Origin of the sequence: Bacteroides sp. D1 (assembly GCF_000157095.2) — a bacterium.
GTDB lineage: Bacteria > Bacteroidota > Bacteroidia > Bacteroidales > Bacteroidaceae > Bacteroides > Bacteroides xylanisolvens.
Map to the genome: position 1 here is coordinate 321,982 of NZ_JH114331.1, position 26,655 is coordinate 348,636.

12 protein-coding genes are annotated in these 26,655 nt (G+C 42.2%); all 12 read left to right on the forward strand.

All coding sequences use genetic code 11. From position 1 onward, the window contains the following. On the forward strand, positions 1 to 1,370 hold a 1,370-nt coding region (locus BSAG_RS20255; RefSeq protein WP_008997320.1), incomplete at its 5' end, for a discoidin domain-containing protein. A 23-nt stretch (positions 1,371 to 1,393) separates the two neighbouring features. Then, positions 1,394 to 2,371, forward strand: coding sequence for a glycoside hydrolase family 43 protein (locus BSAG_RS20250; protein ID WP_004314404.1), 978 nt, complete (start codon positions 1,394 to 1,396; stop codon positions 2,369 to 2,371). 377 nt (positions 2,372 to 2,748) lie between these two features. Then, positions 2,749 to 5,214: an alpha-L-arabinofuranosidase C-terminal domain-containing protein gene (locus BSAG_RS20245; protein ID WP_004314405.1), complete on the forward strand. Its 2,466-nt coding sequence runs from the start codon at positions 2,749 to 2,751 to the stop codon at positions 5,212 to 5,214. Positions 5,215 to 5,250: 36 nt separating this feature from the next. Beyond that, positions 5,251 to 7,200, forward strand: a complete 1,950-nt coding sequence (locus tag BSAG_RS20240; protein WP_008997321.1) for a glycoside hydrolase family 97 protein — start codon at positions 5,251 to 5,253, stop codon at positions 7,198 to 7,200. A gap of 914 nt (positions 7,201 to 8,114) precedes the next feature. Next, complete coding sequence (locus tag BSAG_RS20235; RefSeq protein ID WP_008770367.1) at positions 8,115 to 12,269, forward strand: hybrid sensor histidine kinase/response regulator transcription factor; 4,155 nt, start codon at positions 8,115 to 8,117, stop codon at positions 12,267 to 12,269. A 190-nt stretch (positions 12,270 to 12,459) separates the two neighbouring features. Next, a complete protein-coding gene (locus BSAG_RS20230; protein WP_004314408.1) occupies positions 12,460 to 15,588 on the forward strand; it encodes a SusC/RagA family TonB-linked outer membrane protein in 3,129 nt (1,042 codons plus the stop codon). Between the two features lie 6 nt (positions 15,589 to 15,594). Next, positions 15,595 to 17,535, forward strand: a complete 1,941-nt coding sequence (locus BSAG_RS20225) for a RagB/SusD family nutrient uptake outer membrane protein (RefSeq protein ID WP_004314409.1) — start codon at positions 15,595 to 15,597, stop codon at positions 17,533 to 17,535. Between the two features lie 33 nt (positions 17,536 to 17,568). Beyond that, positions 17,569 to 20,583, forward strand: a complete 3,015-nt coding sequence (locus BSAG_RS20220) for a SusC/RagA family TonB-linked outer membrane protein (RefSeq protein ID WP_008770366.1) — start codon at positions 17,569 to 17,571, stop codon at positions 20,581 to 20,583. 28 nt (positions 20,584 to 20,611) lie between these two features. Next, on the forward strand, positions 20,612 to 22,249 hold the full coding sequence (locus BSAG_RS20215; RefSeq protein ID WP_004314411.1) for a RagB/SusD family nutrient uptake outer membrane protein: 1,638 nt from the start codon (positions 20,612 to 20,614) through the stop codon (positions 22,247 to 22,249). A gap of 27 nt (positions 22,250 to 22,276) precedes the next feature. Further along, the gene (locus BSAG_RS20210; protein WP_008016750.1) at positions 22,277 to 23,170 is read left to right on the forward strand and encodes a discoidin domain-containing protein; all 894 of its coding nucleotides are present in this window, start codon (positions 22,277 to 22,279) and stop codon (positions 23,168 to 23,170) included. Positions 23,171 to 23,185: 15 nt separating this feature from the next. Continuing rightward, a complete protein-coding gene (locus tag BSAG_RS20205) occupies positions 23,186 to 24,664 on the forward strand; it encodes a BT_3987 domain-containing protein (RefSeq protein ID WP_004314413.1) in 1,479 nt (492 codons plus the stop codon). A gap of 44 nt (positions 24,665 to 24,708) precedes the next feature. Next, positions 24,709 to 26,649, forward strand: coding sequence for a family 43 glycosylhydrolase (locus BSAG_RS20200; RefSeq protein WP_004314414.1), 1,941 nt, complete (start codon positions 24,709 to 24,711; stop codon positions 26,647 to 26,649). Positions 26,650 to 26,655: the final 6 nt, after the last annotated feature.

The following is a 26,655-nucleotide window of genomic DNA, read 5'->3' on the forward strand; positions in this document are numbered from 1 at the left end:
CGTATGATTATGACGCTCCAATCAGTGAAGCCGGATGGACCACCGAAAAGTTTTTCTTGCTTCGCGATTTATTGAAAAACTATATTCCGGCCGGTGAATCATTGCCTGAAGTCCCCGCTGCTTTGCCTGTTATTGAGATTCCCGAAATTCATTTCAATAAAGTGGCTCCACTATTCTCGAATTTGCCGGAAGCCAAACAAACAGTGGATATTCAACCGATGGAACAGTTCAATCAGGGATGGGGAACTATTCTGTATCGGACCACACTGCCTGAAGCAACCCCCGCAGGAACCGTTTTGAAGATTACGGAAGTGCACGACTGGGCACAAATATATGCTGACGGCAAACTTCTGGCGCGTTTGGACCGTCGTAAAGGAGAATTTACTACGACTTTGCCTGCTTTGAAGAAAGGTACGCAACTGGATATTCTGGTGGAAGCAATGGGACGTGTCAACTTTGCTAAATCCATCCACGATCGCAAAGGTATCACGGAAAAGGTAGAACTTATTTTGGGTAACCAGGCTAAGGAATTGAAAAACTGGACTGTGTACAACTTCCCGGTAGATTATTCTTTTATTAAAGACAAGAAATATAACGATACAAAAATACTACCGGCTATGCCTGCTTACTACAAGAGCACTTTTAAACTGGATAAAGTAGGAGATACTTTCCTGGATATGAGCACATGGGGAAAAGGCATGGTTTGGGTGAACGGTCATGCAATGGGACGTTTTTGGGAAATCGGTCCGCAACAGACCCTCTTTATGCCGGGCTGCTGGCTGAAAGAAGGAGAGAATGAAATTCTCGTATTGGATCTGAAAGGTCCTGCCAAAGCCTCTATCAAAGGCTTGAAGAAACCTATTCTTGATGTGCTTCGTGAAAAAGCTCCCGAAACACACCGCAAGGATGGAGAAAAACTGAAACTGGCGGGTGAGAAAGTAACATACGAAGGAGCTTTCACTCCGGGTAACGGTTGGCAGGAAGTACGATTTGCTGCTCCAGTGAAAGGACGTTATTTCTGTTTGGAAGCGCTTTCTCCGCAAGCAAATGATAACATCGCAGCAGTGGCAGAGTTCGATGTCCTGGGAGCTGATGGCAAACCGGTATCTCGTGAGCATTGGAAGATTCGTTATGCCGATAGCGAAGAAACGCGTAGCGGCAACCGTACAGCCGACAAAATATTTGATTTGCAGGAATCTACTTTCTGGATGACCGTGGACAATGTTCCTTATCCTCATCAATTGGTGATTGACTTGAGTAAAGTGGAAACAGTGACCGGCTTCCGCTATCTGCCCCGTGCCGAGAAAGAATATCCGGGCATGATTAAAGAATATCGGGTGTATGTGAAATCTGCCGACTTTAATTACTAAACTATTGATGTACAAGTATTGAAATGATAATAGATATAAAGAAAAATATAATCCTTTTCGCACTCCTCTTCGTAGGAGTGTTGACTGGATATTGCCAACAATCTGCCTACCTGTTCGTTTATTTCACCGGCAATCGCATGAGTGAAGAAGCCGTCAGGATGGCTGTTAGTCTCGACGGATATAATTATAAAGCTTTGAATGGAAATCAACCGGTACTTGATTCCCGGGTGATTAGTTCAACAGGCGGAGTGCGCGATCCTCATATTTTACGTTGTGAAGACGGGAAGACATTTTATATGGTAGTTACGGACATGGTATCTGCCAATGGATGGAGTTCTAATCGCGCCATGGTATTGCTGAAATCGAAAGACCTTGTACACTGGACTTCCAATATCGTGAATATCCAGAAGAAATATCCCGATCAGGAAAACCTGAAACGTGTGTGGGCGCCACAAACGATTTATGACAAGGAAGCCGGAAAATACATGATCTATTGGTCCATGCAACATGGCAATGGTCCGGACATCATTTATTATGCTTATGCTAACAAGGATTTTACCGATATAGAAGGAGAACCGAAACCACTGTTTCTTCCGAAAAACGAAAAGTCATGTATTGACGGCGACATTATTTATAAAGATGGAATTTATCACCTGTTCTATAAAACGGAAGGGAATGGAAATGGCATTAAAAAGGCTACTTCTCCTTCTCTGATCTCCGGACAGTGGACGGAATCAGATGACTATAAGCAGCAGACGAAGGATGCAGTAGAGGGTGCGGGTATCTTTCCATTGATTGGCTCGGATAAGTACATCTTGATGTATGATGTGTATATGAAAGGCAAATACCAGTTTACGGAAAGTGTCGATCTGGAACACTTCAAAGTGATTGACCATGCTATCAGTATGGATTTCCATCCACGCCACGGTACTGTTATTCCGATTACTCAAAAAGAATTGCAACGCCTTTTCAAGGCGTATGGTAAACCGGAAGGTTTCTGATCTAAAGGAGGAAGGTCAAAACCCATCTAAATTAGAAATCATCCTCGCCACAGCTTCTTGTCGCGAAGATGATTTCGTTGAAAGGAAATTTGGGTACCTCTCATCTACAAATTCAATGAATTTCAAGCGGGTAATTTTCATTTTCAGATAAATACATTCACCCTTTCGTCTTTTTTTGAGTTATTAAGATAAGGTGGATTCACTAGTGTAATCCAGGAAAATAGTATACGATATTGGAAAAGGTGTATATTTTACCCTTGTTTACTTGTTTCTTATATATTTTTAAGTGTAAAACAACCAATTATAGCTTGAAATATATCAGTTAGAATAATGAAAATCTTAACTTTGCGATTGATAATCTTAATGCAATAGATACCATGAGAAAATTATTCTTGTTTTTAGTTGTCTTGTTTTTGTCGTTTCAGCAAGTCACTTTAGCTGCAATCAAAGAAATGACGAGTACCCCCGATTCGGTTTATCTCTTTTCCTTCGCTACTTCCGGAGACGACGGACGTAGCGGGCTTCGTTTTGCCTGGAGCATGGATAAGGAAAACTGGTTTGAAGTCGGCCGGAACTACGGATATCTCCGGTGTGATTACAGCCGTTGGGGATCACAGAAGAAAATGCTCGACCCTTATTTGAAACAGTCGCCCGCTGGCGAATGGATATGTACCTGGAAATTGAATGATCGTGATGGATACGGTCAGGCTACTTCTAAGGACTTGATAAACTGGACCAGCCAGAAATATCCCCGTACTACTTCCGATTTTGACGGAACAAGAGTGAAAGCCGTAGTTGCCGGAGAGGAGCAGAAAGGAACTATTAACCGGGTAGCGTGGACTTTGGTAGATGGATTAAATAAGAATTATGGCTGGAATCAATATCGGAACTCATTGCATGAAGAGCGTCCGGTGCAGGATGGAGAACGTTTCGCCGGTTTGAAGCCTGTAAAAGCAACGGTTACCGTACAGCCCGAACGTGCCAAAGACATCAGCGATGTCTTGTTGGGTGCTTTCTTTGAAGATATTAATTATTCGGCAGACGGAGGACTCTATGCAGAGCTGATCCAGAACCGTGATTTCGAATACGACCCTTCAGACAGGGAAGGGGATAAGAATTGGAATAGTACTCATTCCTGGACATTGAAAGGAGATAAAACCACTTTCACCATTAACACTACCGATCCTATTCATGCCAATAATCCGCATTATGCCGTATTGAATGTAGAACAACCGGGAGCCGCGTTAGAAAATACAGGCTTTGATGGTATCGCGCTGAATGTTGGAGAGAAATATGATTTTTCCATATTCGCGAGAGTTCCGCAGGGTCAATCAAATAAATTACAGGTTCGTTTGGTAGATGGAGAAGGAAATATATGTGGAGAGACTTCTCTGACTGTATCTTCCCGCCAATGGAAAACGTATAAAACAGTGATTACTGCCAAAGCAACCGCAGATACTCGCCTCGAAATCATTCCGCAATCTGCTGGAGAATTGAATCTGGATATGATTTCCCTGTTTCCGCAGCATACATTTAAAGGACGCAAGAATGGACTCCGCAAGGATCTGGCTCAAGTGTTAGCTGACATTCATCCCCGTTTCATCCGTTTTCCCGGTGGCTGTGTGGCTCATGGTGATGGTCTGAAGAATATCTATCAATGGAAAAACACAGTCGGTCCGTTAGAAGCAAGAAAGGCTCAACGCAACCTTTGGGGGTATCATCAAAGCATGGGACTGGGATATTTTGAATATTTTCAATTCTGCGAAGATATTGGCGCAGAACCGCTTCCGGTATTGGCAGCCGGTGTTCCTTGCCAGAACTCTGCCTGTCACGGTGACTTGAGAGGCGGGCAGCAAGGCGGTATCCCAATGAGCGAAATGGGGGCTTATATTCAGGATATTCTTGATCTGATAGAATGGGCAAACGGCGACGCTAAGAAGACAAAGTGGGGAAAGGTACGTGCCGAAGCAGGCCATCCGAAACCTTTCAACCTGAAATACATCGGTATCGGAAATGAAGATCTCATCACCGATATCTTCGAAGAACGTTTTACAATGATATTTAATGCCATCAAGGAAAAATATCCGGAAATGATCGTTGTAGGTACAGTAGGACCGTTCAATGAAGGCACAGACTACGTAGAAGGATGGAAACTGGCCGACAAACTGGGTGTGCCGATGGTGGACGAACATTATTATCAGACTCCGGGATGGTTCCTGAACAATCAGGATTTCTACGATAAATACGACCGTTCGAAAAAGACAAAAGTATACTTGGGCGAATATGCGACTCATATCCCGGGACGAAAAGCGAATATCGAAACTGCACTGACGGAAGCTCTTTATCTTGCTGCCTTGGAACGTAATGGAGACGTTGTACACATGACTTCCTATGCTCCTCTTCTCGCCAAAGAAGGACATACCCAATGGAATCCGGATTTGATTTACTTCAATAACCGGGAAGTGAAACCGACCACCGGATATTATGTGCAGAAACTCTACGGACAGAATGCTGGAAACGAATATTTGCCATCGAAGATCACTTTGGATAATAAAGACGATAAAGTGCAGAAACGTTTTGCTTCTTCCATTGTCCGCGATTCGGCAAGTGGAGATGTGATTGTGAAGTTGGTCAATTTACTTCCAGTAGAGGTTAATACCCATGTCGACCTTTCCGGAATCGGTGTGATACAGCCTTCTGCAAAGAGAACCGTACTAACCGGTAAACCGGCAGATACTCCGCTACCTGTTGAAGATACGGTGGAAGTGGCAGAAAAGTTTGATTGCCAATTGCCTGCCTACTCTTTTACGGTGATCCGGATAAAAAAGGCAAATGAGAAATAACAGGAAATAAATGAAGAACATAATAACATGAATAATATGAAGAAGATAATAAGCGCTCTGATGGTGGCTGGTTGCTGTCTGACTTCGCTGATGGCACAAGACGTGGTCGTGAAAGGACCGGATGAAAAACTGCAATTGGTTGTCTTTACTTCCCCTGCCGAAAAGCCAAGTTATTCCATTACCTATAATGGGAAAACCATGCTGGAGAAATCACCTTTAGGTATGAACACGAATATCGGTGACTTTGCTAAAGGAATGAAACTGACAGGGCATACGGTCACCCCGATTGATACCGTCTATCGTCAGGATCGTATTAAAACCTCACAAGTGCATTATCAGGCAAACGAGCTGAACTGTCATTTTGAGAATCCGAAAGGACAGAAAATAGATGTTGTCTTTCGTGTCAGCAACAATGATGTAGCTTTTCGTTATGCCCTGCCGCGTCAGGACGGAAAAGGAAGTGTGACGGTGACTGCCGAAGAAACCGGTTTCCGTTTCCCGCAACAGACTACTACTTTCTTGTGTCCGCAAAGCGATGCCATGATAGGATGGAAGCGTACAAAACCCAGTTATGAGGAAGAATACAAGGCAGATGCTCCGATGAGTGACCGTTCCCAGTACGGGCATGGTTACACATTCCCTTGCCTGTTCCGTATTGGCGACGATGGTTGGGTGCTGGTTAGCGAGACAGGAGTGGACAGTCGATATTGCGGCTCACGCTTGAGTGATGTGAGCGAAGGTAATCTGTATACGATTGCTTTCCCGATGGCAGAAGAAAATAACGGTAACGGGACTTCAGCTCCGGCGTTCGCTCTTCCCGGTGCCACTCCCTGGCGTACCATAACTGTTGGCGAAACTTTGAAACCGATTGTGGAAACAACTGTTGCGTGGGATGTCGTGCGTCCTCTTTATGAAACAAAATATGACTACCGTTTCGGACGTGGCACATGGAGCTGGATTCTTTGGCAGGATGGTAGTATCAACTATGACGATCAGGTGCGATATATTGATTTTGCTGCGGCAATGGGATATGAGTATGCGTTGATTGATAACTGGTGGGATACGAACATCGGTCGTGACCGCATGAAGTCTTTGGTAGAATACGCATGTAGTAAAGGCGTGGAACTCTTCTTATGGTATAGCTCTTCCGGTTATTGGAATGATATTGAGCAAGGACCGGTTAATCACATGGACAACGCCATTATTCGCAAACGGGAGATGAAATGGTTACAGAGCCTCGGAGTAAAAGGCATCAAAGTCGATTTCTTTGGTGGTGACAAGCAAGAGACGATGCGCCTGTATGAAGATATCTTGAGTGATGCTGACGATCACGGCCTGATGGTGATCTTCCACGGTTGTACAATCCCTCGCGGATGGGAACGCATGTATCCGAATTATGTAGGTAGTGAAGCCGTACTGGCATCCGAGAATATGGTATTCAACCAACATTTCTGCGATGAAGAAGCCTTCAATGCTTGCCTGCATCCGTTTATCCGCAATGCAGTGGGCAGCATGGAATTCGGCGGCTGTTTCCTGAACAAACGACTGAACCGCAACAATGACGGAGGAACTACCCGCCGCACTACTGATATATTCCAACTGGCCACTACCGTATTATTCCAGAATCCGGTACAAAACTTTGCGCTTGCTCCCAACAACCTGAAAGATGTTTCTCCTGTTTGTATGGACTATATGAAAGCGGTTCCTACCACTTGGGACGAGACACGCTTCATTGATGGATATCCGGGGAAATATGTAGTCTTGGCACGTCGTCACAATGATACTTGGTATCTGGCTGCTGTGAATGCAGGAAAAGAAACGTTGAAGTTGAAACTGGATTTAGAGATGTTTGCCGGAAAAACGGTTACCCTGTATAAGGATGATAAGAAAGGAGAGCCACAGCTTATGCCGTTGAAAGTGAAAGAGAACGGTAAAGTGCAGCTGGAACTTCTTCCACAGGGAGGTGCTGTATTGGTAAACAAATAGATGATATCTCTATCGTTTGTTGTGGGATCATGTGGCAATGATTGTTCGGTAAAAGTTTGATAGAATCAATATTTATAGCATAATTTATGTAGCACTTTTTATGCTACACAAATTGTACTATGAATAATTGCTTGAATATAAACAATATAGACTGCTTTCTTTATTCTTTGAATGAAACCATATTTGAGAAATGTTTCGTGGATATAATTCATTCAGTTGTGGTTGCAGACATTGCCTTACGCTGGTATACTAAAATAATCATATTCAAGAAAACACCCTTCACCTTTCACAATGCCCTGTTCATCGGCATTAGCGGGTGAAGGGCTGGCTTTCACCTTCCTTTCACCTTTCTACCCTGATTTTCACAGATTGTCTATTCTGCTAAATCCTTCATCTATCGTTGGCAGAAGAAGTGTTAATAGATAGCTTCCAAACTATTATAGGAAAACTTCTTTTCTATAAGGGATAAACTTCCTTTGTATAGAACCCAAACTTTCTTTGCATTATAAGAAAACTATAAATGCAAGCTTTGATTATATAAATGAAACTTCCATTTATATAATTGCAAGTTTTGTTTTTATAAACGCAACTTTCATTTATAGATTGCATTTAATGAAAAGTAAGTTTACATACTGGTAATAGGAAGTTTACCTATAATCAAAAGAAAGTTTGTTATTAATGAAAGAGAGGGCAGTTAGTAATGAATAAGGAAGCAGGTAAGGTGTGTCTTCAGTTGCATAGATAGATGTAGCGATGAATTAATTCAAATCCGTGAAAAACAAATAAGTAATAATGGCGTAGTGCGGTTCTCTTGATAGACAATAATCTAAAAACAGACAAAAAAGAATGATAATTCTCTCATTAAATAGATAAAAGTGTTTATTTTTGTTGCAATAAAACTACAAATCTACTATATGAAAAACAAACGATGCGTAAATATTGTTAATAGAAAGATTATACTTCTTTTATTTTTATTCTGCATGCAACCTTCTACTGCACTACTTGCATCAGGAGATAACCTTGTCGCCAATCTGAAATTCAAGCGGTTTCCTGCCTTGAATAATTTGCCGTCGGACGAAATACAAAAAATATATCAGGATAAAGATGGATTTGTTTGGCTGGCAAGTCGTTATGGCTTCTATCAATATGACGGTTATGAAACTACTTTGTATAAATCAAACCTGTATACTCCCGGACTGCTGACTAATAATAATATCCTCTGTTTGGCGGACGACTATGACCATAACTTGTGGATAGGTACGCAGGAAGGTTTGAATATATTGGATAAGAAAACCGGAGAAATAAAGAAAATACTGTTTCCCGTTATTCCGAACAATGTGATATCTTGTCTGCTGGTGATGCGTGACCATTCCATTTGGCTGGGTACGGATGCCGGATTGTGTAAGTACGATGCCGAAAATGGCACGTTTGTGGTTTATAACCGGGAACTGACCGGAGGAGTGTTGGATTATACCGCTATTAAATCATTGTTGGAAGATTCGGAGGGGGATTTGTGGATAGGTACCTGGTCGTCGGGGTTATATAGATATGTCCCTTCCACCGAAAAATTTTATGCTTATCCTACCATGAATGAACGTAATTCTGCACATGTCATTTATGAAGATACAAATAAGAATATTTGGGTAGGCAGTTGGGACTGTGGGCTTTTTAAACTTAACAACCCCAAAAATCTCCGGACGGTATCTTATGTGAACTATCGGCATAAAACAGGTGACAGTACAAGTTTATCCGATGATATTGTGTATGATATAAATGAAGACCTGAATACCGGGACATTATGGGTAGGGACCCGTAGCGGACTAAGTATTATGAGTAAAAATATCCCTGGCCGCTTCATTAATTATAGGTCCCGCAGTTCTTCCCATTACATCTTTTGTGATGAAATCAATACAATTCTGCGCGATAAGGCAGGAATGATGTGGATTGGTTCTATCGGTGGAGGCGTATTGGCGGTTGATACCAATCAACCGATGTTTGCTTTCCATAGTCTGGATTTTGCGGACAATGATATCCCCATTACTTCCGTACGTGCATTGTTTGCGGATTCAGAACGTAATATTTGGATGGGGATTGGTACGTATGGGTTGGCTTGCGTTGAATCTGTGACCGGTAAACTGAAGTCTCATTCACAAATGCCGGAATTTGCAGGCATAACTGTTCCGACCGTTTACTCTGTGATGCAACGGCGGAATAGCGGGGAAATCTGGTTTGGCACTTACGATGGGGGAATTTTTATTTATCAGAAGGGGGAGAAAGTCAGGAATCTGACGGTGGATAACTGTAAATTCTTGGGTAACTCCTGTGTCTTTGCACTTTATGAGGATGAACATGGAAACTGCTGGGTAGGAACTCGTGGCAGTTTGGGAGTATTGTTGGCTAATGGAAAGAGTTTTTTGTTCAGTAATATAACATTTACGGACAATACACGGCTTGACTGGCTTTATGTGCGCGACATCATCACCGACAGTGAGAATAGTGTGTGGATAGCGACTTCAAACTACGGGATAATTCATATTCAGGGGGATATTCAGCATCCTTCCACTTTAAAGTATAGCAATTACAGCTTTTATAACGGAGCCTTGACGACAAATAATGTGTTGTGTCTTTATGAAGACAAGGCCGGATGTTTGTGGGCAGGGACAGAAGGAGGAGGACTTTATCTTTACGACCGTAAAAATGACCGCTTTGATGGGAAAAATCAGGAATATAATATTCCCGGTGATATGGTCGGCAGTATTGAAGAAGATAAAACTGGAAATCTGTGGTTAGGTACCAATGCGGGGTTGGTGAAGTTGGGCGCACAACCGATAGGACGGGATGCAGTGGTTCGCGTATATACTGAAGTTGACGGGCTGCAGGGGAATTTCTTCATTTCCCAGTCTGCATGCAGCCGCGACGGAGAATTGTTTTTTGGAGGATACAGGGGATATAACTGTTTCTTTCCGGAGAATATGGAAGAGAAACAGAGAGAGGTGTCGCTTGCTATTACTGATATTAAGATATTCAACCGCTCCATAACTTTGTTGCCATTGGATATACAGCGAAAAATATCTAAGTTCACTCCGGCTTTCACTCAAAAAATAGAATTACCTTACCAATACAATAATTTTAGTATAGAGTTTGCCACACTTACCTATAAGAATCCGGAACTGAATCGATATGCCTATCAGTTGGAAGGATTTGATAAAGAATGGGTATACACGAATGCCGACCGACGTTTCGCTTACTATAATAATTTGGAAAGCGGAACTTATATATTCCGTCTGAAGGCAACCAATGAAAATGGGATATGGAGCGGTTATGTCCGAGAATTGACGGTTGTGGTACTTCCCCCGTTTTGGGCAACTTGGTGGGCGTACATCTTATATGTATTGTTGGTTGCCGGAGCAGTTTTCTGGCTGTTCCAAATCACGCGCAACCGCATTTTGTTGCGTAATGAGCTTCGGTTGCGCGAAATGGAAAAAATGAAGGCGGAGGAATTGAATCATGCCAAATTGCAATTCTTTACCAATATAACTCATGAATTACTGACACCGCTTACCATTATTTCTGCCACGGTGGATGAACTTAAAACTCAGGCTCCCCGGCATACCGACTTGTATGCGGTGATGCAGAGCAATATCCATCGGTTGATACGTTTGCTGCAACAAATTTTGGAATTTCGTAAGGCAGAAACAGGGAATTTAAAGCTTCGGGTCTCTCCCGGAGACATAGCCGCTTTCGTGAAAAAGGAAGCGGAAAGCTTTCAGCCTTTGATAAAGAAATCGAAAATACATTTCTCTGTATTGTGTAACCCGGAGTCAATCACAGGTTATTTTGATACGGACAAGTTGGATAAGATTCTATATAATTTACTGTCTAATGCGGCTAAATATACAGTAGAAGGCGGCTTTATACAAGTCACTCTGTCGTATGCGGAAGATAGAGACCATGTACTCCTGAAAGTGAAAGATAACGGAAAAGGAATTTCAAAAGAGAAGCAGACAACTCTTTTTCAACGTTTTTATGAAGGAGACTATCGCAAGTTCAACACGATTGGGACGGGAATCGGACTGTCGCTGACCAAAAATCTGGTAGAACTGCATGAAGGTACGATCTCTGTAGAGAGCGAAACCGGGCAAGGTGCGGAGTTTATTGTTTGTATTCCTATTGACCGCTCTTATTTCAGAGAAGACCAGATTGATGATGAAGCTATCGTGCCGATACAGAAAATGATGACTTACGCTGAAGAAGATACGCAGCCAATGGATGATTCGGAGGTAGAGAAGAAGAAACATTCGGTGTTGGTGATAGAAGACAATGAAGAGTTACTGCAACTTATGACAAGACTGTTGAAACGTGAATATAATGTATTTACTGCGGAAAACGGGAAGGAAGGAATTTCCGTGTTGGAGAATGAGGACATAGATTTGATAGTGTCGGATGTGATGATGCCCGAAATGGACGGGATAGAGTTTTGCAAATATGTGAAAAGTAATCTGGAGATCAGTCATATACCTGTGATACTGTTGACTGCCAAAAATAAGGAGGAGGATCGGGCGGAAGCTTATGAAGTGGGGGCGGATGCTTTTATCAGCAAACCATTCAATCTGCCGGTGCTTTATGCACGTATCCGTAATCTGTTGAAATATAAGGAAGGAGTAGTACGCGACTTCAAACATCAGTTGGTATTCGAGTTGAAGGATTTGAATTATACAAGTCTGGATGAGGATTTTCTGCAAAGGGCTATTGATTGTGTGAATGGGCATTTGGAAGATGCTGAATTTGATCAGCCACAGTTCGCTGATGAAATGAAAACCAGTAAGTCTACCTTATATAAGAAACTTAAATCTTTGACAGGGCTGAATACGTCGGCCTTTATTCGTAATGTCCGCCTGAAATCTGCCTGTCGGATCATGGAGGAAAAAGGTAGTAATATCCGTATCTCCGAATTGGCTTATGCGGTGGGATTCAATGATCCCAAATATTTCAGTTCCTGCTTTAAGAAAGAGTTCGGAATGTTACCTTCTGAGTATATTGAACGCTTCTTGGCTGTTCCTGCCAAGTAAGAGGGAAGAATCTTCGTATTCACAGGTTGAATTATCATTCAATTTGGTAGAGTAATTAAAATTCACCCTAAGATAAGCATTATTGGAGCCCTGCTGATAGGAGGGTTCTTACATTTGCATTGGTTTTTCTATATGGATGATAGAATAACCATATAGTTCACTTAATGTTTAATCTTAATATTTATACTAAATGGAAAGACAAAAGCAATTCTATGAAGGACAAGCGGGAAAGAAATGTCGGCTATTGCCGATAGCACTCTCGTTGTTTTTGTTTCTTTTGATCCCTCTGAAAGGATATGGTGATGACAGGCCCATGTCAGAGGTAGTGCAACAACATTCCAAAGTGACAGGTACGGTGGTGGATGCCAATGGTGAGCCTGTGATTGGTGCTAATGTAACGTTAGTGGGAACGACGCTGGGGACCATTACCGATATAGACGGGCGTTTCTCTCTCAATGCGAATTCCGGTGCGAAAATTAAAGTTAGTTTTATCGGTTACAAGGAAAAAGTGGTAACCATTAAGAAAGGTATTAGTCTCAATATAGTTTTGGAAGAAGATGCACAGTCATTGGGAGAAGTTCAGGTAGTAGCTTATGGTGTACAGAAAAAGGTGTCCATCACGGGAGCTATTTCTTCTATGAAGGGAGATGATTTGCTGAAAACTCCGGCAGGGTCTTTATCCAATGTGTTGTCCGGGCAAATAACCGGTATTTCATCCGTACAGTATTCGGGTGAGCCGGGAGCGGATGCGGCAGATATTTATGTACGTGGTGTCGCTACATGGAACAATGCGAAGCCGTTGATTCAGGTAGATGGTGTAGAACGTGACTTTTCACAGATTGACCCGAATGAAATAGAGAGTGTGACTGTGTTGAAAGATGCTTCAGCTACAGCAGTATTCGGTGTGCGGGGTGCCAATGGCGTTATCTTGATTACTACCAAACGTGGTGCGGAAGGAAAGGCTAAGGTTTCTTTCTCCACATCGGCGGGTGTCAATGTGCGGACGAAAGATTTGGAGTTTGCCAATTCCTACCAGTACGCTTCTTATTATAATATGATGAAAGTCAATGATGGTGGAGTGGCAACTTTTAGCGACGAACAGTTGGAAACGTTCCGTAATCACTCTAATCCGTTGCTGTATCCGGATATTAACTGGATTGATTATTGTATGAATAAGGCTGCTTTTCAGTCTCAACATAATGTGAATATATCAGGTGGAACCAGTAATATGAAATATTTCGTCTCTGCCGGTTTGTTTACACAGGGTGGTATGTTCAAACAGTTCAATGCGACGGATGACTTTAACTTTGATTACAAACGATACAATTATCGTGCTAATTTGGACTTTGATGTAACGAAGACGACCTTGCTTTCAGTGAATATTGGCGGTCGTATAGAAACCAAACGTACTCCGGAATCAGGTGAAGACCAGAACCAGTTGTTCCGTAAGCTTTATTGGGCGGTTCCTTTTGCGGGTGCAGGTATTGTAAACGGTGAACGGGTCGTATCTAATTCTGAGATTCTTCCTTTTACGGGAGTGGACGGATTGAGTTCTTATTATGGAAAAGGTTTTCAGACAAAGACGACAAATGTTCTGAATGTAGACCTTGCATTGAACCAGAAGTTGGATTTCATCACAAAAGGACTGTCCGTAAAACTGAAAGGTGCTTATAATTCAGAATATGCCAATACCAAAAAGGCAAGTTCATCCAAGGCTTATTATACGCCTGTTGCAAATGCGGATGGTTCTATTTCTCTTCGTAAATATGGAACTGATTCTCAATTAAGTTACGGGGAACCTGACAATGGCTTTTCTAAAGCACGTAACTGGTATATGGAGCTGGCTTTGAATTATGCCCGTAAGTTTGGTGACCATAATGTGACAGGATTGTTATTGTATAATCAGTCGAAGAAATATTATCCGTCAGAGTACTCCGACATACCTACCGGATATGTAGGTTTGGTAGGACGTGTGACCTATGATTGGAAAACCCGTTATATGGCAGAGTTTAATGCGGGCTATAATGGTTCGGAGAACTTCCGTCCGGGAAATCGGTATGGTTTCTTTCCGGCTGGTTCATTGGGGTGGGTTGTAAGTGAGGAGTCTTTCTTCCAGCCGATTAAGAGCGTAGTGAATTATTTAAAGTTGCGCGCTTCTGTAGGAATGGTGGGTAATGATGTATCACAACGATTCTTATATTTGCCCGATTCCTATCAATATGGTGATGGTGGATATTATTTTGGACAGAATGTTGGAAATAAAATGCCTGGTGCCAGTGAAGTCAGCCGTTCTAATCCGGATGCCAAGTGGGAGACTGCTATAAAGCAGAATTATGGAATGGATGCCACTTTCCTGGCAGAGCGTTTGACGGTTTCTTTAGATTACTTTAGGGAAGATCGTAGTGATATCTTATCTAAACCGGATTATTTGCCGGGTATTTTGGGAATGTCACTTCCTTCCGTGAACGTTGGAGAAACATTGAATAGAGGATTTGAAGTACAGTTGAAGTGGAATGAAACTCTGAAGAATGATTTCAGATACTGGGCAAATTTCAATATTTCTTTCTCAAGAAATAAAATCGTCTATAAAAATGAGGTAGAACAAAATGAACCTTGGATGTATGAGACAGGGCGTAGAATCGGTTCCCGTTCAATGTATAAGTTTTGGGGATTTTATGATGAAACGGCGGATATGCGTTATCAGGAAGAGTTTGGACATCCGATAGCTAATCATGGTATAACGTTGGTGCCTGGTGATTGTGTTTATGTGGACTTGAATGCCGATGGTGAAATAAATTCCAATGATGCTACGCGCGATATAGGATATACGGATATGCCGGAATATACTGCCGGATTGAATACCGGGTTCAGTTGGAAGAACTTCGATTTCTCTATGCAATGGACAGGAGCTTGGAATGTGGATCGCATGTTGGACGAATTCAGACGTCCGTTGGGTGATACGAATGAAAAGGGATTGTTGCTCTATCAGTATAATACGACGTGGCGTTCATCTGCTGATACATTCACTGCTAAATTCCCGCGTACTTCCAGTTTGCATGCTTCCAATAATTATGCTGGGTCTGACTTGTATCTGATTAATGCCAGCTATTTGCGTCTGAAAAGTGTGGAAATAGGCTATAATTTCAATTTCCCTTTTATGAAGAAATTGAAAATGGATAATTGCCGGTTATATGTAAATGGATATAATCTGATTACTATTACCGGATTCAAATGGGGAGACCCGGAATCTCGTCAGAGTTCTCGCCCTAATTATCCTTTGACACGTGTGTTTAATGTTGGATTGAAACTTGGATTCTAATGCTTTATGAATAATATGATGAAACATTTTAGTAAATGGTTTATAGCGGCATTTGTGGGAGTAGCTTTGTTTGTCTCTTCTTGTGTCGATCAGGTAAAATTTGGAGATAGCTTTCTGGAAAAAGCTCCAGGTGTGGCAGTAACGCAAGATACAATCTTCGGAAAAGCTACGTATGCTCGTGCTTTCTTGTGGAATACTTATAGCAAACTTTATTACGCACTCCCAGTATATTGGAATACGGTGGAGGGAAAAATGAATACCGGAATCTTTGAAATGATGTCCGATTGTTGGCATAGCCATACAGACTGGAATGGAATTAACCGGAAATACTATTCAGGCTCTTATAAGGCCGGAGATGAGGATAGCAGCGATGATACACGCTTCGGGTATACGAAAGAGAACTGTTGGGAGGCGATTCGCGCTGCGTTGCTTTTTGTGGAGAATGTAGGTCGAGTTCCGGATATGGAGGATGCAGAGAAAAAGCGTTTGGCGGCAGAGGCTAAGGTGATTGTCGCATCTCGTTACTTTGATTTATTTCGTCATTTTGGAGGGCTTCCTTTAATCAAGGAAACTTATGACGTACAGCCTTCTTATGAATTGCCTCGCGCTACGGTGGAAGAAACAGTGAAGTATATGGTTGATCTTTTAGATGAGGCTGCTGCTACTCCCGAACTCCCGTGGGATTTGGGTACAGATGACACGAACTGGCAAGGACGTTTCACCAAAGCGGCCGCTATGGGGCTAAAGTGTAAGATTCTTTTGTTTGCAGCCAGTCCGTTGTTTAATGATGATGAACCTTATTGTACGGAACCGCCACAAGATGCTGTAACTAATCATCAGGTGTGGTATGGTGCTTATAAGCCGGAATTGTGGGAGCAGTGTTGGCAGGCTTGTGATGATTTTTTTAAGGAACTTCAAGCAAAAGGATATTATGAACTGACGCAGGCGACAGAAGCTACAGCAAAAGGTTACAGAGATGCCTACAATAAGGCTTATTTTACTCGTGAGAATAATAAAGAACTGTTGATTTCTACGCATATTTCCCGCTTTAGTAAATTTAATTCATGGGATGAATGGCAGTATATTTTTGTCAATAGCGGAAATGGTACAGTTATTACGGGTGGACTAACTCCTACATTAGAATTTATGGAGATGTTTCCAATGAGTAAGGGTGAACCTTTCCAGTTGAATTCTACCACAAACCCGTTTTATACGGACAATGATTATAACAAGCCGACTCGTGACCCGCGACTGTATGAAACGATGCTGGTGAATGGAACACAGTTTGGCGATCATGCTGCCGAATTATGGATTGGAGGACGTGACAACATCAATGATACGGAGAAAGAAACTGGCAAATATGCTACTGGATTCGGATGTTATAAATTCTATAAAGAAGGTGTCAACTCACTGAAAGATAAATATCTGCAATGGCCGTATCTGCGTCTAGCAGAAATGTATCTGATTTATGCGGAGGCATTGCTAAAGTCTAAGAATGATTTAACGGGGGCTATCGAGCAAGTAAATAAGGTACGTGCCCGTGTTGGGTTAGGTGACTTGGCGGCTTGCAATCCGGATAAGAATCTGACGAACGACGCTAACGCTTTATTGGAAGAGATTCTTAGAGAGCGTGCTTGCGAACTGGGATTGGAAGATGTACGCTTGTTTGATATGACACGATATAAAAGAGATGATCTTTTCAGAAAACAACTCCACGGATTGAAGATTTATAGAAACGATGGGGGAGGAAACACGCCTTGGTCAGGAAGTACCGGAAACAGCAGCACTTATCCCAAACCAACGCAATTCACTTATGAAGCTTTTCCTTTAGTGAATCCTTCTCGTGCATGGTGGAGTAATTTTAGTCCGAAGTGGTATTTGTCAGCATTTCCACCATCAGAGGTGAATAAGAAATACGGATTGACTCAAAATCCGGGATGGAACTAATGTGGAATAACTACGATTAATGATAAGAATACAATGAAAAAATATAAGATATTAGCTTTAGCGATGTTCGCTTGTGTCACCTTGAACGGATGGGCGCAAAGTGAAGATAATGTGACCGGAAGGGTGCTCGATAAAGAAGGGAAACCGGTAGCGGGAGCTTTAGTCTCAGTTGAAGAGAATCCGTTGGTACGGGTGGCTACAGATAAAAATGGACGTTTTGAAATCATCGCGGTGAAAGGAAATCGGTTGAAAGTACAGACCGGTGATGATGCAACGAAGGTAGTGAAAGTAAACGGCGGCTCGGAACTGACCGTTGTCATGGATTACTCTTCAGAGAAAGTAAACTACGGATTTGGTCTGCAGCAAACGAATGCGGAGTCTACCGGTGCCGTATCTACTGTATATGCGGAGGATATAGACAAAAGTTCGGCTTTTTCAATCGGGAATTCCTTATATGGCAATGTGTTGGGACTGACTACCATGCAAAGTACCGGTGTGGTATGGGAACAGATGCCGTCAATGTATATTCGCGGACTGAAGACACTGAATGGCAATAATGGAATCTTGTTGGTAGTGGACGGGCTTGAGCGGGATAATAATTGGCAGGCTTTGAAATATATCACTCCGGAAGAAGTGGAATCGGTCAGTGTCCTTCGTGATGCGGCAGCATTGGCTCTTTATGGCTATAGGGGAGTGAATGGTGTAGTCAATATTGTGACAAAACGCGGTAAATACAATACTCGTGAGATTAATTTCTCCTATGATCATGCTTTTAATTATATGACACGTAAGCCGGAAATGGCGGACGCTTATATGTATGCTTCTGCTTTGAATGAGGCATTGACAAATGATGGTAAGCAGGTGCGCTATTCTCAGAATGAACTGAATGCGTTTAAGAATGGCACCTCTCCTTATCTTTATCCGAATGTAAACTGGTGGGATGAGGTCTTTCGTGATCGTGGAGCGTCAGATATCGCGACATTGAGTTTTCGCGGAGGATCTACCAAGATGCGTTATTATACGATGATGAATTTGCAGAACAACCGTGGATTTATCAAGAATTTTGATACAAATGCTGACTATTCTACTCAGGAAAAGTATTCAAAAGCTAATTTCCGTACTAACTTGGATATTGATTTGTCTCCGAAAACAAAGATGCAGGCCAATATCATGGGGATTTTGAATGAATTCAGTCGTCCGGGTATGGGCAGCGATAATTTGATAGCCAAGTTGTACCAACTGCCTTCGGCAGCTTTCCCAATTCGTACGGAAAGTGGCTTGTGGGGAGGAAACACTACTTGGGGCGAAAACTGGAATCCGGTAGCATTGACCGAAGGACGTGCATACTCAAAAGGACATACCCGTGGATTATATGCTGATATGTCTTTGCGACAGGACTTATCTTCTTTGACAAAAGGTCTGGGGGCTTCTGTCCGTATGGGATATGACAATCTCGCTTCTTACTGGGAGAATCATACAAAAGGATATAAGTATGGTATGGTATCTGTCGCTTCCTGGGAAAACGGGCTGCCGGTAGCAGGTGAGGAAATAACCGGAGGAAAAGATACGGAAATGTCGGGCGACAGCAAACTTGACTGGCAATACCGTGCCTTTAACTTTCAATTGAATGTAGACTGGCAACGTCAGTTTGGTGCGCACAGTCTGTATTCCATGTTGCTCTATACCTATAAATATGATAATGCTAAAGGCATTAATAATACGTTCTACCGTCAGAATGCGGGTTGGTATACTCATTATGGTTTTAAGAACCGTTATTTTGCGGATTTCACATTGATGGCTTCTGCTTCCAACCTGTTGGCGCCTGATCATCGTTGGAATGTATCTCCTACAGTTGGGTTGGCATGGCTTATCTCTAATGAGAAGTGCATGCAAAGTCAGAATGTGGTGAATTTCCTGAAACTACGGGCTTCGTTCGGTATGCTGAATACTGATAATATTCCCGGTAACGGTTATTGGAATGAGACCGTAGGCGGTGGTAACGGTTATCCGATAAATAACAATTTCGGTGGTGACGGAGGCTGGCATGAAGGTCGTTTGGCTTCTGTTAACGGAACCACAGAGAAAGCCTATAAATATAATGTAGGCGTGGATGCTACCTTGTTCAAGGGGTTGACTTTGACGTTAGATGGGTTTTATGAAAGACGTTCGGATATTTGGGTTAGTTCAGACGGACAAAACTCGGCGGTGCTCGGCGCAACCAGTCCTTATGTAAATGCAGGTATCGTAGATAGTTGGGGTACGGAAATCGGTGCCAATTACTGCAAGAAGATTGGTAACGTGGAATTCAATCTGGGAGGAACATTCACTTACAACCGAAGCAAAATCATAGAGATGCTGGAAGAACCTGCCGCTTATGACTATACTCGTTCTACGGGCAATCCGGTGGGACAGATCTTTGGATTGCAGGCTATTGGATATTTTGTGGATCAGGCGGATATAGATAATAGCTTGCCGCAGCAGTTTGGACCGGTAAAGGCCGGAGATATCAAATACAAGGACATGAACGGTGATAAAGTCATTAATTCGGATGACAGAGTAGCTATGGGATATAATAGTACGTGCCCTGAAACTTATTATTCGTTCAGTCTTGGTCTGGAATGGAAGGGATTAGGTTTTAGTGCTCAATTCCAGGGAGTGGGAAATTATACGGCGATTTTGTCAGGAACTTACTATCATCCTTTGGTGGATAATACGACAATTTCTAATTATGTTTACCGGAATCGCTGGACACCGGAAACTCCGAACGCTCGTTTTCCAAGGTTGACAACGGAGACTGTTGATAACAACTTACAGACAAGTTCTTTGTGGCTGGCAGATCGTTCTTTCTTAAAGTTGCGCAATTGTGAAGTGTACTACAAGCTCCCTTCTTCTTGGTTGAACAAATTCTGGATGAAAATTGCGAAAGTATATGTAAGAGGAGTCGATTTGCTTTGCTTCGATAGTATTGACCAACTGGATCCGGAAGCGATGAGTACTTCTTATCCTGCTACTCGTTCTATTCATGTTGGTTTGTCGGTAGGATTTTAACGTTTAACGCTATAAAAAGAAAGAAACTATGAAATTGAAAAATATATGCTTAGGAATAGCTTGTATAGCGGTGGTGTCAGCTTGCAGCGATAAAATGGATTATCATGAATACACATCATACGATAAGGGCTATGTCTTTTCGGACTTTTCCCGTACGGCAGGATTTGTGAATAATATCTATAGTTATCTGGATTCTGATTTACCAAGTTATCAGTCAATGGCTTCCGCTTGTGATGAAGCAGAAATGGCTGTTACTTATTCATCCGTTCTCGACTATACGAATGGTGCTTGGAGTGCATTGAATCCTAAATCTCTATGGGGGTATTATTCTGGTATCCGCGCGGCTAATTATTATCTGGAAGAAAGTAAAGAACTGGATTTCTATGATCTACGCTATGCACAGGATTATGAGGCTCAAATGAATAGGTTCAACCGTTACCAATATGAAGTTCGTCTGCTACGGGCATATTACTATTTCTTGTTAGTGCGTGCGTATGGGGATGTGCCTTTTACACAGAATGTATTGACAGAGAAAGAAGCCAATTCTCTTTCACGTACTCCGTCATCAGAAATATTTGATTTTATTATCAGTGAATGTGAGGAAGTGGCACCGGAATTGCCTGTTTCTTATTCTGCTTTGGACAATGACGCTGCAGGTGGCTCCAATCCGGAGGCTGGCCGTGTCACACAGGGAACGGCTTTGGCTTTAAAAGCCCGTGCCGCATTATATAGAGCAAGCAAGTTGTTCAGTGGTGGTGAAGATCGGAATTTATGGCGTGAAGCTGCCATGGCTAATAAGGCTGTTATTGATTATTGTACGGCTAACGGCATCCGGCTTGGAAAATATACGGATATTTGGGGTACTGATAATTATCAAGCTTCTGAAATGATTTTCGTTCGTCGTATCGGAGATACAAGTAGCCCGGAATATACAAACTTCCCGGTTGGTATGGAGAATGCCAATTCTGGTAATTGCCCGACACAAACATTGGTGGATGCTTATGAATCTAAGGCTAATGGAGATAAAGATCCTCGTTTCAGCATGACAATCGCCTGCAATGGTGACAAATGGCCGAATACGAATCCGAATCCGTTGGAAACATTTATTGGTGGTAAGAACGGCTTACCTCTTCCTTATGCTACCCCCACCGGTTATTATTTGAAGAAGTATTTGGATGCGTCTACTGATATCAGTGCGGAGAGTGGTAGTGGAGGTAAACGGCATAACTGGGTCATTTTTCGTTTGGGAGAATTCTATCTGAATTACGCAGAGGCAATATTCCGCTATTTGGGCTCAGCCGGTACCACAGACAATGAATTTAAAATGTCGGCTTGCGCAGCTGTCAATAAGGTGCGTCAGCGTTCGGATGTACAAATGCCGGATTTTCCTGATGATATTTCTAATACTGATTTTTGGGAACGGTATAAAAAAGAAAGAATGGTAGAATTGGCCTTTGAACAACATCGATTTTGGGATGTCCGCCGATGGAAAGAAGGTGGCTTCATTAATATCGGGCGTATGGAGATTACTAAAAATGCGGATGGGAGCTTCCGCTATAATCGAATAAATAAGCCATTGGTTTGGGATGATAAGATGTATTTCTTTCCGATTCCGGCTTCGGAAATGCGCAAGAATCCGAATTTGAATCAGAATCCGGGATGGTAAGTTTAATTAATGAAAAAGATAAAAGCTATGAAATTGAATATTAAACATATGATTGCAGCCTTTACTTTTCTGGGAATGGTTGGTTGTGATAAGAATTTTGAAGAATTCGATATAGTAGGGGGAGGAGCTCCGGCAGCCGTTGAACTTTCGACTGTCATACCGGAGGCTTTACCGGGGCAGATAAAACTGTCATGGAAAGCACCGGAAGGAGATTATGCTTATATGCAGATTCGCTATTATGATCCTTTGCAAAAGAAAAATGTTTGTAAGATTGCTTCTAAGGGAACAACGGAAATGTTGATAGAGAATACTCGTGCACGTTTCGGAGACTATACGTTCTATTTGCAGACTTTTAATGCGGCTCATGAAGCTGGAACGGTTCAGGAATTAAAAGCGCGGTCGGGAGCGATGCCAGCATCGTATACGGAGAAATCTCGTGCACAAGTTAGCCTGACGGTAGACCAGTTATCTTGTAATTATCCGGATGCGTCTGAGGGATATTTCGATCGTCTGATAGACGGTAAAACGGCGGATCCTTCTTTCTTCCACACTAACTGGCATTCTCCGCAAGTCGATCTGCCGCATTATATACAGATTGATTTAAAGGAAGAACATGAAAATTTTGCATTTGAATACTATACACGGGATACCGGAAATTCGGATGGATTTCCTACTTCCGCGGAATTACAGATTAGTACGGATGGTGAACACTGGGAAACAGTTTCTACTTTGACCGGATTGCCTACAACACGTCAGACAAAATACGCTTCGGATTTTGTAATGCCCGGTAAGAAGTTTAAATATTTCCGTTTCAATGTGTTAACAAGTTCGCAGAATAAAAAGTATTTCCATATTGGAGAGATTGCCTTCTTTGATGCGGATATTGAAAAGTATGACCCGGAAACTGTTCCTTTGGATTAATTTAAAATGAAACGTATGATGAAAATGAATAAAATATGGATGGTCGCCTGTATGGCGACCGCCTTCATCGGTGGAGTGTATGGCTGCGACGATGATAAAGACTTTAGTTATGAAGGTCAACTGGATTTGAATTTGTTGAACCTGACGCAGGCCCGTGATGTGTGGGATGGTGCGGAGTGTAATGTGACTACGGCTTTACAGCAAAGTGAGGATGAGACGACCGTTAAAAACTTTACTTATAAGTTGAATTTGTCTCTTTATCAAGGACGTAAAGCTGAACAAGAAGCTAAAGTGAACTTAGTTGTAAATAAGGATACGTTAAATAAAGTACTGGCTAAGGTGCCCGAAGGAGGTATTTATGCAAAATATGACGGTGCGGAACTACTTCCGGAATCCTATTATCATTTATCTTCTCAGACATTGACATTACAGGCTGGTGAAACAAAATCGGATGCCGTATCAGTAACAGTCTATTCTAGTGAACTGATTACTGCTTGTCAAGAGGCAGAGAGAAATCTGCTGTATGTACTTCCGTTGACGATTGAGTCTTCATCATCTTATGGAGTTAATTCTAAAACAAATACATTGATGTTACTTTTTAATGTGACCTATGTAAAACCGGAGGAACCAGAAGACCAAGAAGCGTACATGCCCGACAAGGTGGGGATACCTGATGACCATGAACTGGAAAACGGAATGAAATTGTTATGGCATGACGAATTCAATGGGACGGGAGAGCCGAATCCGGATATTTGGCAGTTTGAAACAGGTTTTGTTCGTAATGAAGAAGATCAGTGGTATCAGAAAGAGAACGCAAAAATGAAGGATGGGGCTTTACTTATTGAAGGAAGAATAGAGGCTGTGAAGAATCCTAATTATCAGAAAGGTAGTAGTGATTGGAAAAAGAACCGTGAATATTCGGAATATACATCTTCATGTATCTTGACGAAACCTGGGTATGTGTTCAAATATGGTCGTATGGAAGTGCGCGCTAAGATACCTGTTGAACAGGGGGCGTGGCCTGCTATTTGGTCTACAGGAAACTGGTGGGAATGGCCGTTAGGCGGTGAAATAGATATGCTTGAGTTTTATAAAGAGAAGATTCATGCTAATGTTTGTTGGGGAGGTAATAAACGTTGGGAAGGAACATGGAATTCCAAGAACTATCCCATCACTAACTTCACTTCCAAAGATAAACAATGGTCTGACAAGTATCACTTGTGGGTGATGGATTGGGATAAGGATTTTATTCGAATTTATCTGGATGGCGAGTTACTGAATGAAACGGATTTGACTTTGACAGTGAATAAAGGTGACAATGGTGCCGGACAAGGTGGATACCAGAATCCTTATTCAAACGATTACGAGGGGTTTGGACAGCGTATGATGTTGAATCTTGCAATCGGTGGTATTAATGGAAGACCTGTGGATAACACTGCGTTCCCTTTGAAATACCATATAGACTATATACGTATCTATCAGTCTAAAAAATAAAAGGTAGCAATATCCTGTATTGCTGGCTGATTTAGAATCGGGCAATGCAGGATTTGTTCAACTATAGACATCTATTGATAATGAAAAAGAATAACGTATATATACTATTGTTATTACTGTTAACCCTACCTTTGCTTGCAACTGCACGGAATGACGATTGGCGGCTGGTTTGGAGCGATGAATTTAATACAGAGGGGAGATTATCCCCTTCCGTATGGAATTATGAACAAGGTTATGTCCGCAACGAGGAGGCTCAGTGGTATCAGACGGATAATGCATTCTGTAAAGGGGGCTTTCTTGTCATCGAAGCCCGGAAGGAACAAGGTCGCCGAAATCCTCTTTATGTGTGTGGTAGTAACGATTGGCGCAAGAAACGGGAGTTTGTAGAATATACTTCTTCATCGGTGACGACTGCCGGAAAGAAGGAGTTTCTCTACGGACGCTTTGAAGTACGTGCTCGCATACCGGTGGCGAAAGGTGCATGGCCGGCTATCTGGACGTTAGGTAGTAATATGGAGTGGCCCTCATGTGGAGAGATAGATATCATGGAATATTACCAAATCAAAGGGACTCCTCATATTTTGGCAAATGCAGCGTGGGGCACGGACAAGCAATGGGGGGCTAAATGGAATAGTAAGGCTATACCTTATGTTTATTTTACGGAGAAAGATCCGAACTGGGCTTCTAAGTTTCACATTTGGCGGATGGATTGGGATGAAGAAGCCATCAAACTCTATTTGGATGATGAATTGTTGAATGAGATTCCTTTAAAGGATGCTGTAAACGGAAGTATCGGCAGGGGAACGAATCCTTTTATGAAACCGCAATATCTTTTGTTGAATTTGGCTATTGGCGGCATCAACGGTGGACCGATTGATGAGAGTGCTTTGCCGATGAAGTATGAGATAGATTATGTACGGGTTTATCAGAAAGAGAAAAATATTGTTTCTGGTAAAGTTTGGAGAGATACGGATGGAAATGTGATTAATGCTCATGGTGGAGGCGTTTTGTATCATGAAGGAAAATATTATTGGTTTGGTGAACATCGTCCCGAATCGGGCTTTGTGACCGAAAAAGGAATAAACTGCTATTCTTCTATTGATTTGTGCAAATGGAAGCCTGAAGGCATTGTCTTGGCTGTATCCGGCGAGGAAGGGGCTGATATTGAAAAAGGGTGCATCATGGAACGTCCGAAAGTGATATATAATAAGAAAACCGGAAAGTTTGTGATGTGGTTTCATTTGGAAAAGAAAGGGAATGGGTACGGTTCTGCATGTGCAGCCGTTGCTGTCAGTGACTCACCAACTGGATCATATAGGTTTATTCGTTCTGGTCGTGTCAATAAGGGGGTCTATCCGTTGAATATGGATACAAAGGAGCGGGAAATCGAATGGGACTTTTCTAAATATAAGGAATGGTGGACTCCAGAATGGTATAGTGCTATTGAGAAGGGATTGTTCCTGAAAAGAGATATGGAAGGCGGACAGATGTCTCGCGATATGACTTTGTTTGTGGATGATGATGGGAAAGCTTATCATATTTATTCTTCGGAAGATAACTTGACTTTGCAGATTGCTGAATTGTCTGATGATTATCTCGGTCATACAGGCAGGTATATACGCATTTTTCCCGGCGGACATAATGAAGCTCCCGCTATTTTCAAGAAAGACGGAACGTACTGGATGATAACTTCCGGTTGTACGGGATGGGAGCCTAATAAAGCCCGGTTATTAACTGCTACTTCGATTCTTGGAGAATGGAAACAACTTCCGAATCCATGTGTCGGAGAGAAAGCGGATAAGACGTTCGGGGGACAGGGTACATATAGCTTTCCTTTGCAAGGGAAGGAAGACCGGTTTGTTTTTATGGCAGATAGCTGGTGTCCGGAGAGTTTGTCGGATTCACGTTATATTTGGTTGCCTATTCAATTTAATGAAAAAGGAATACCTTTTATTGAATGGATTGATAGGTGGAAAATTTATTAATTTCGT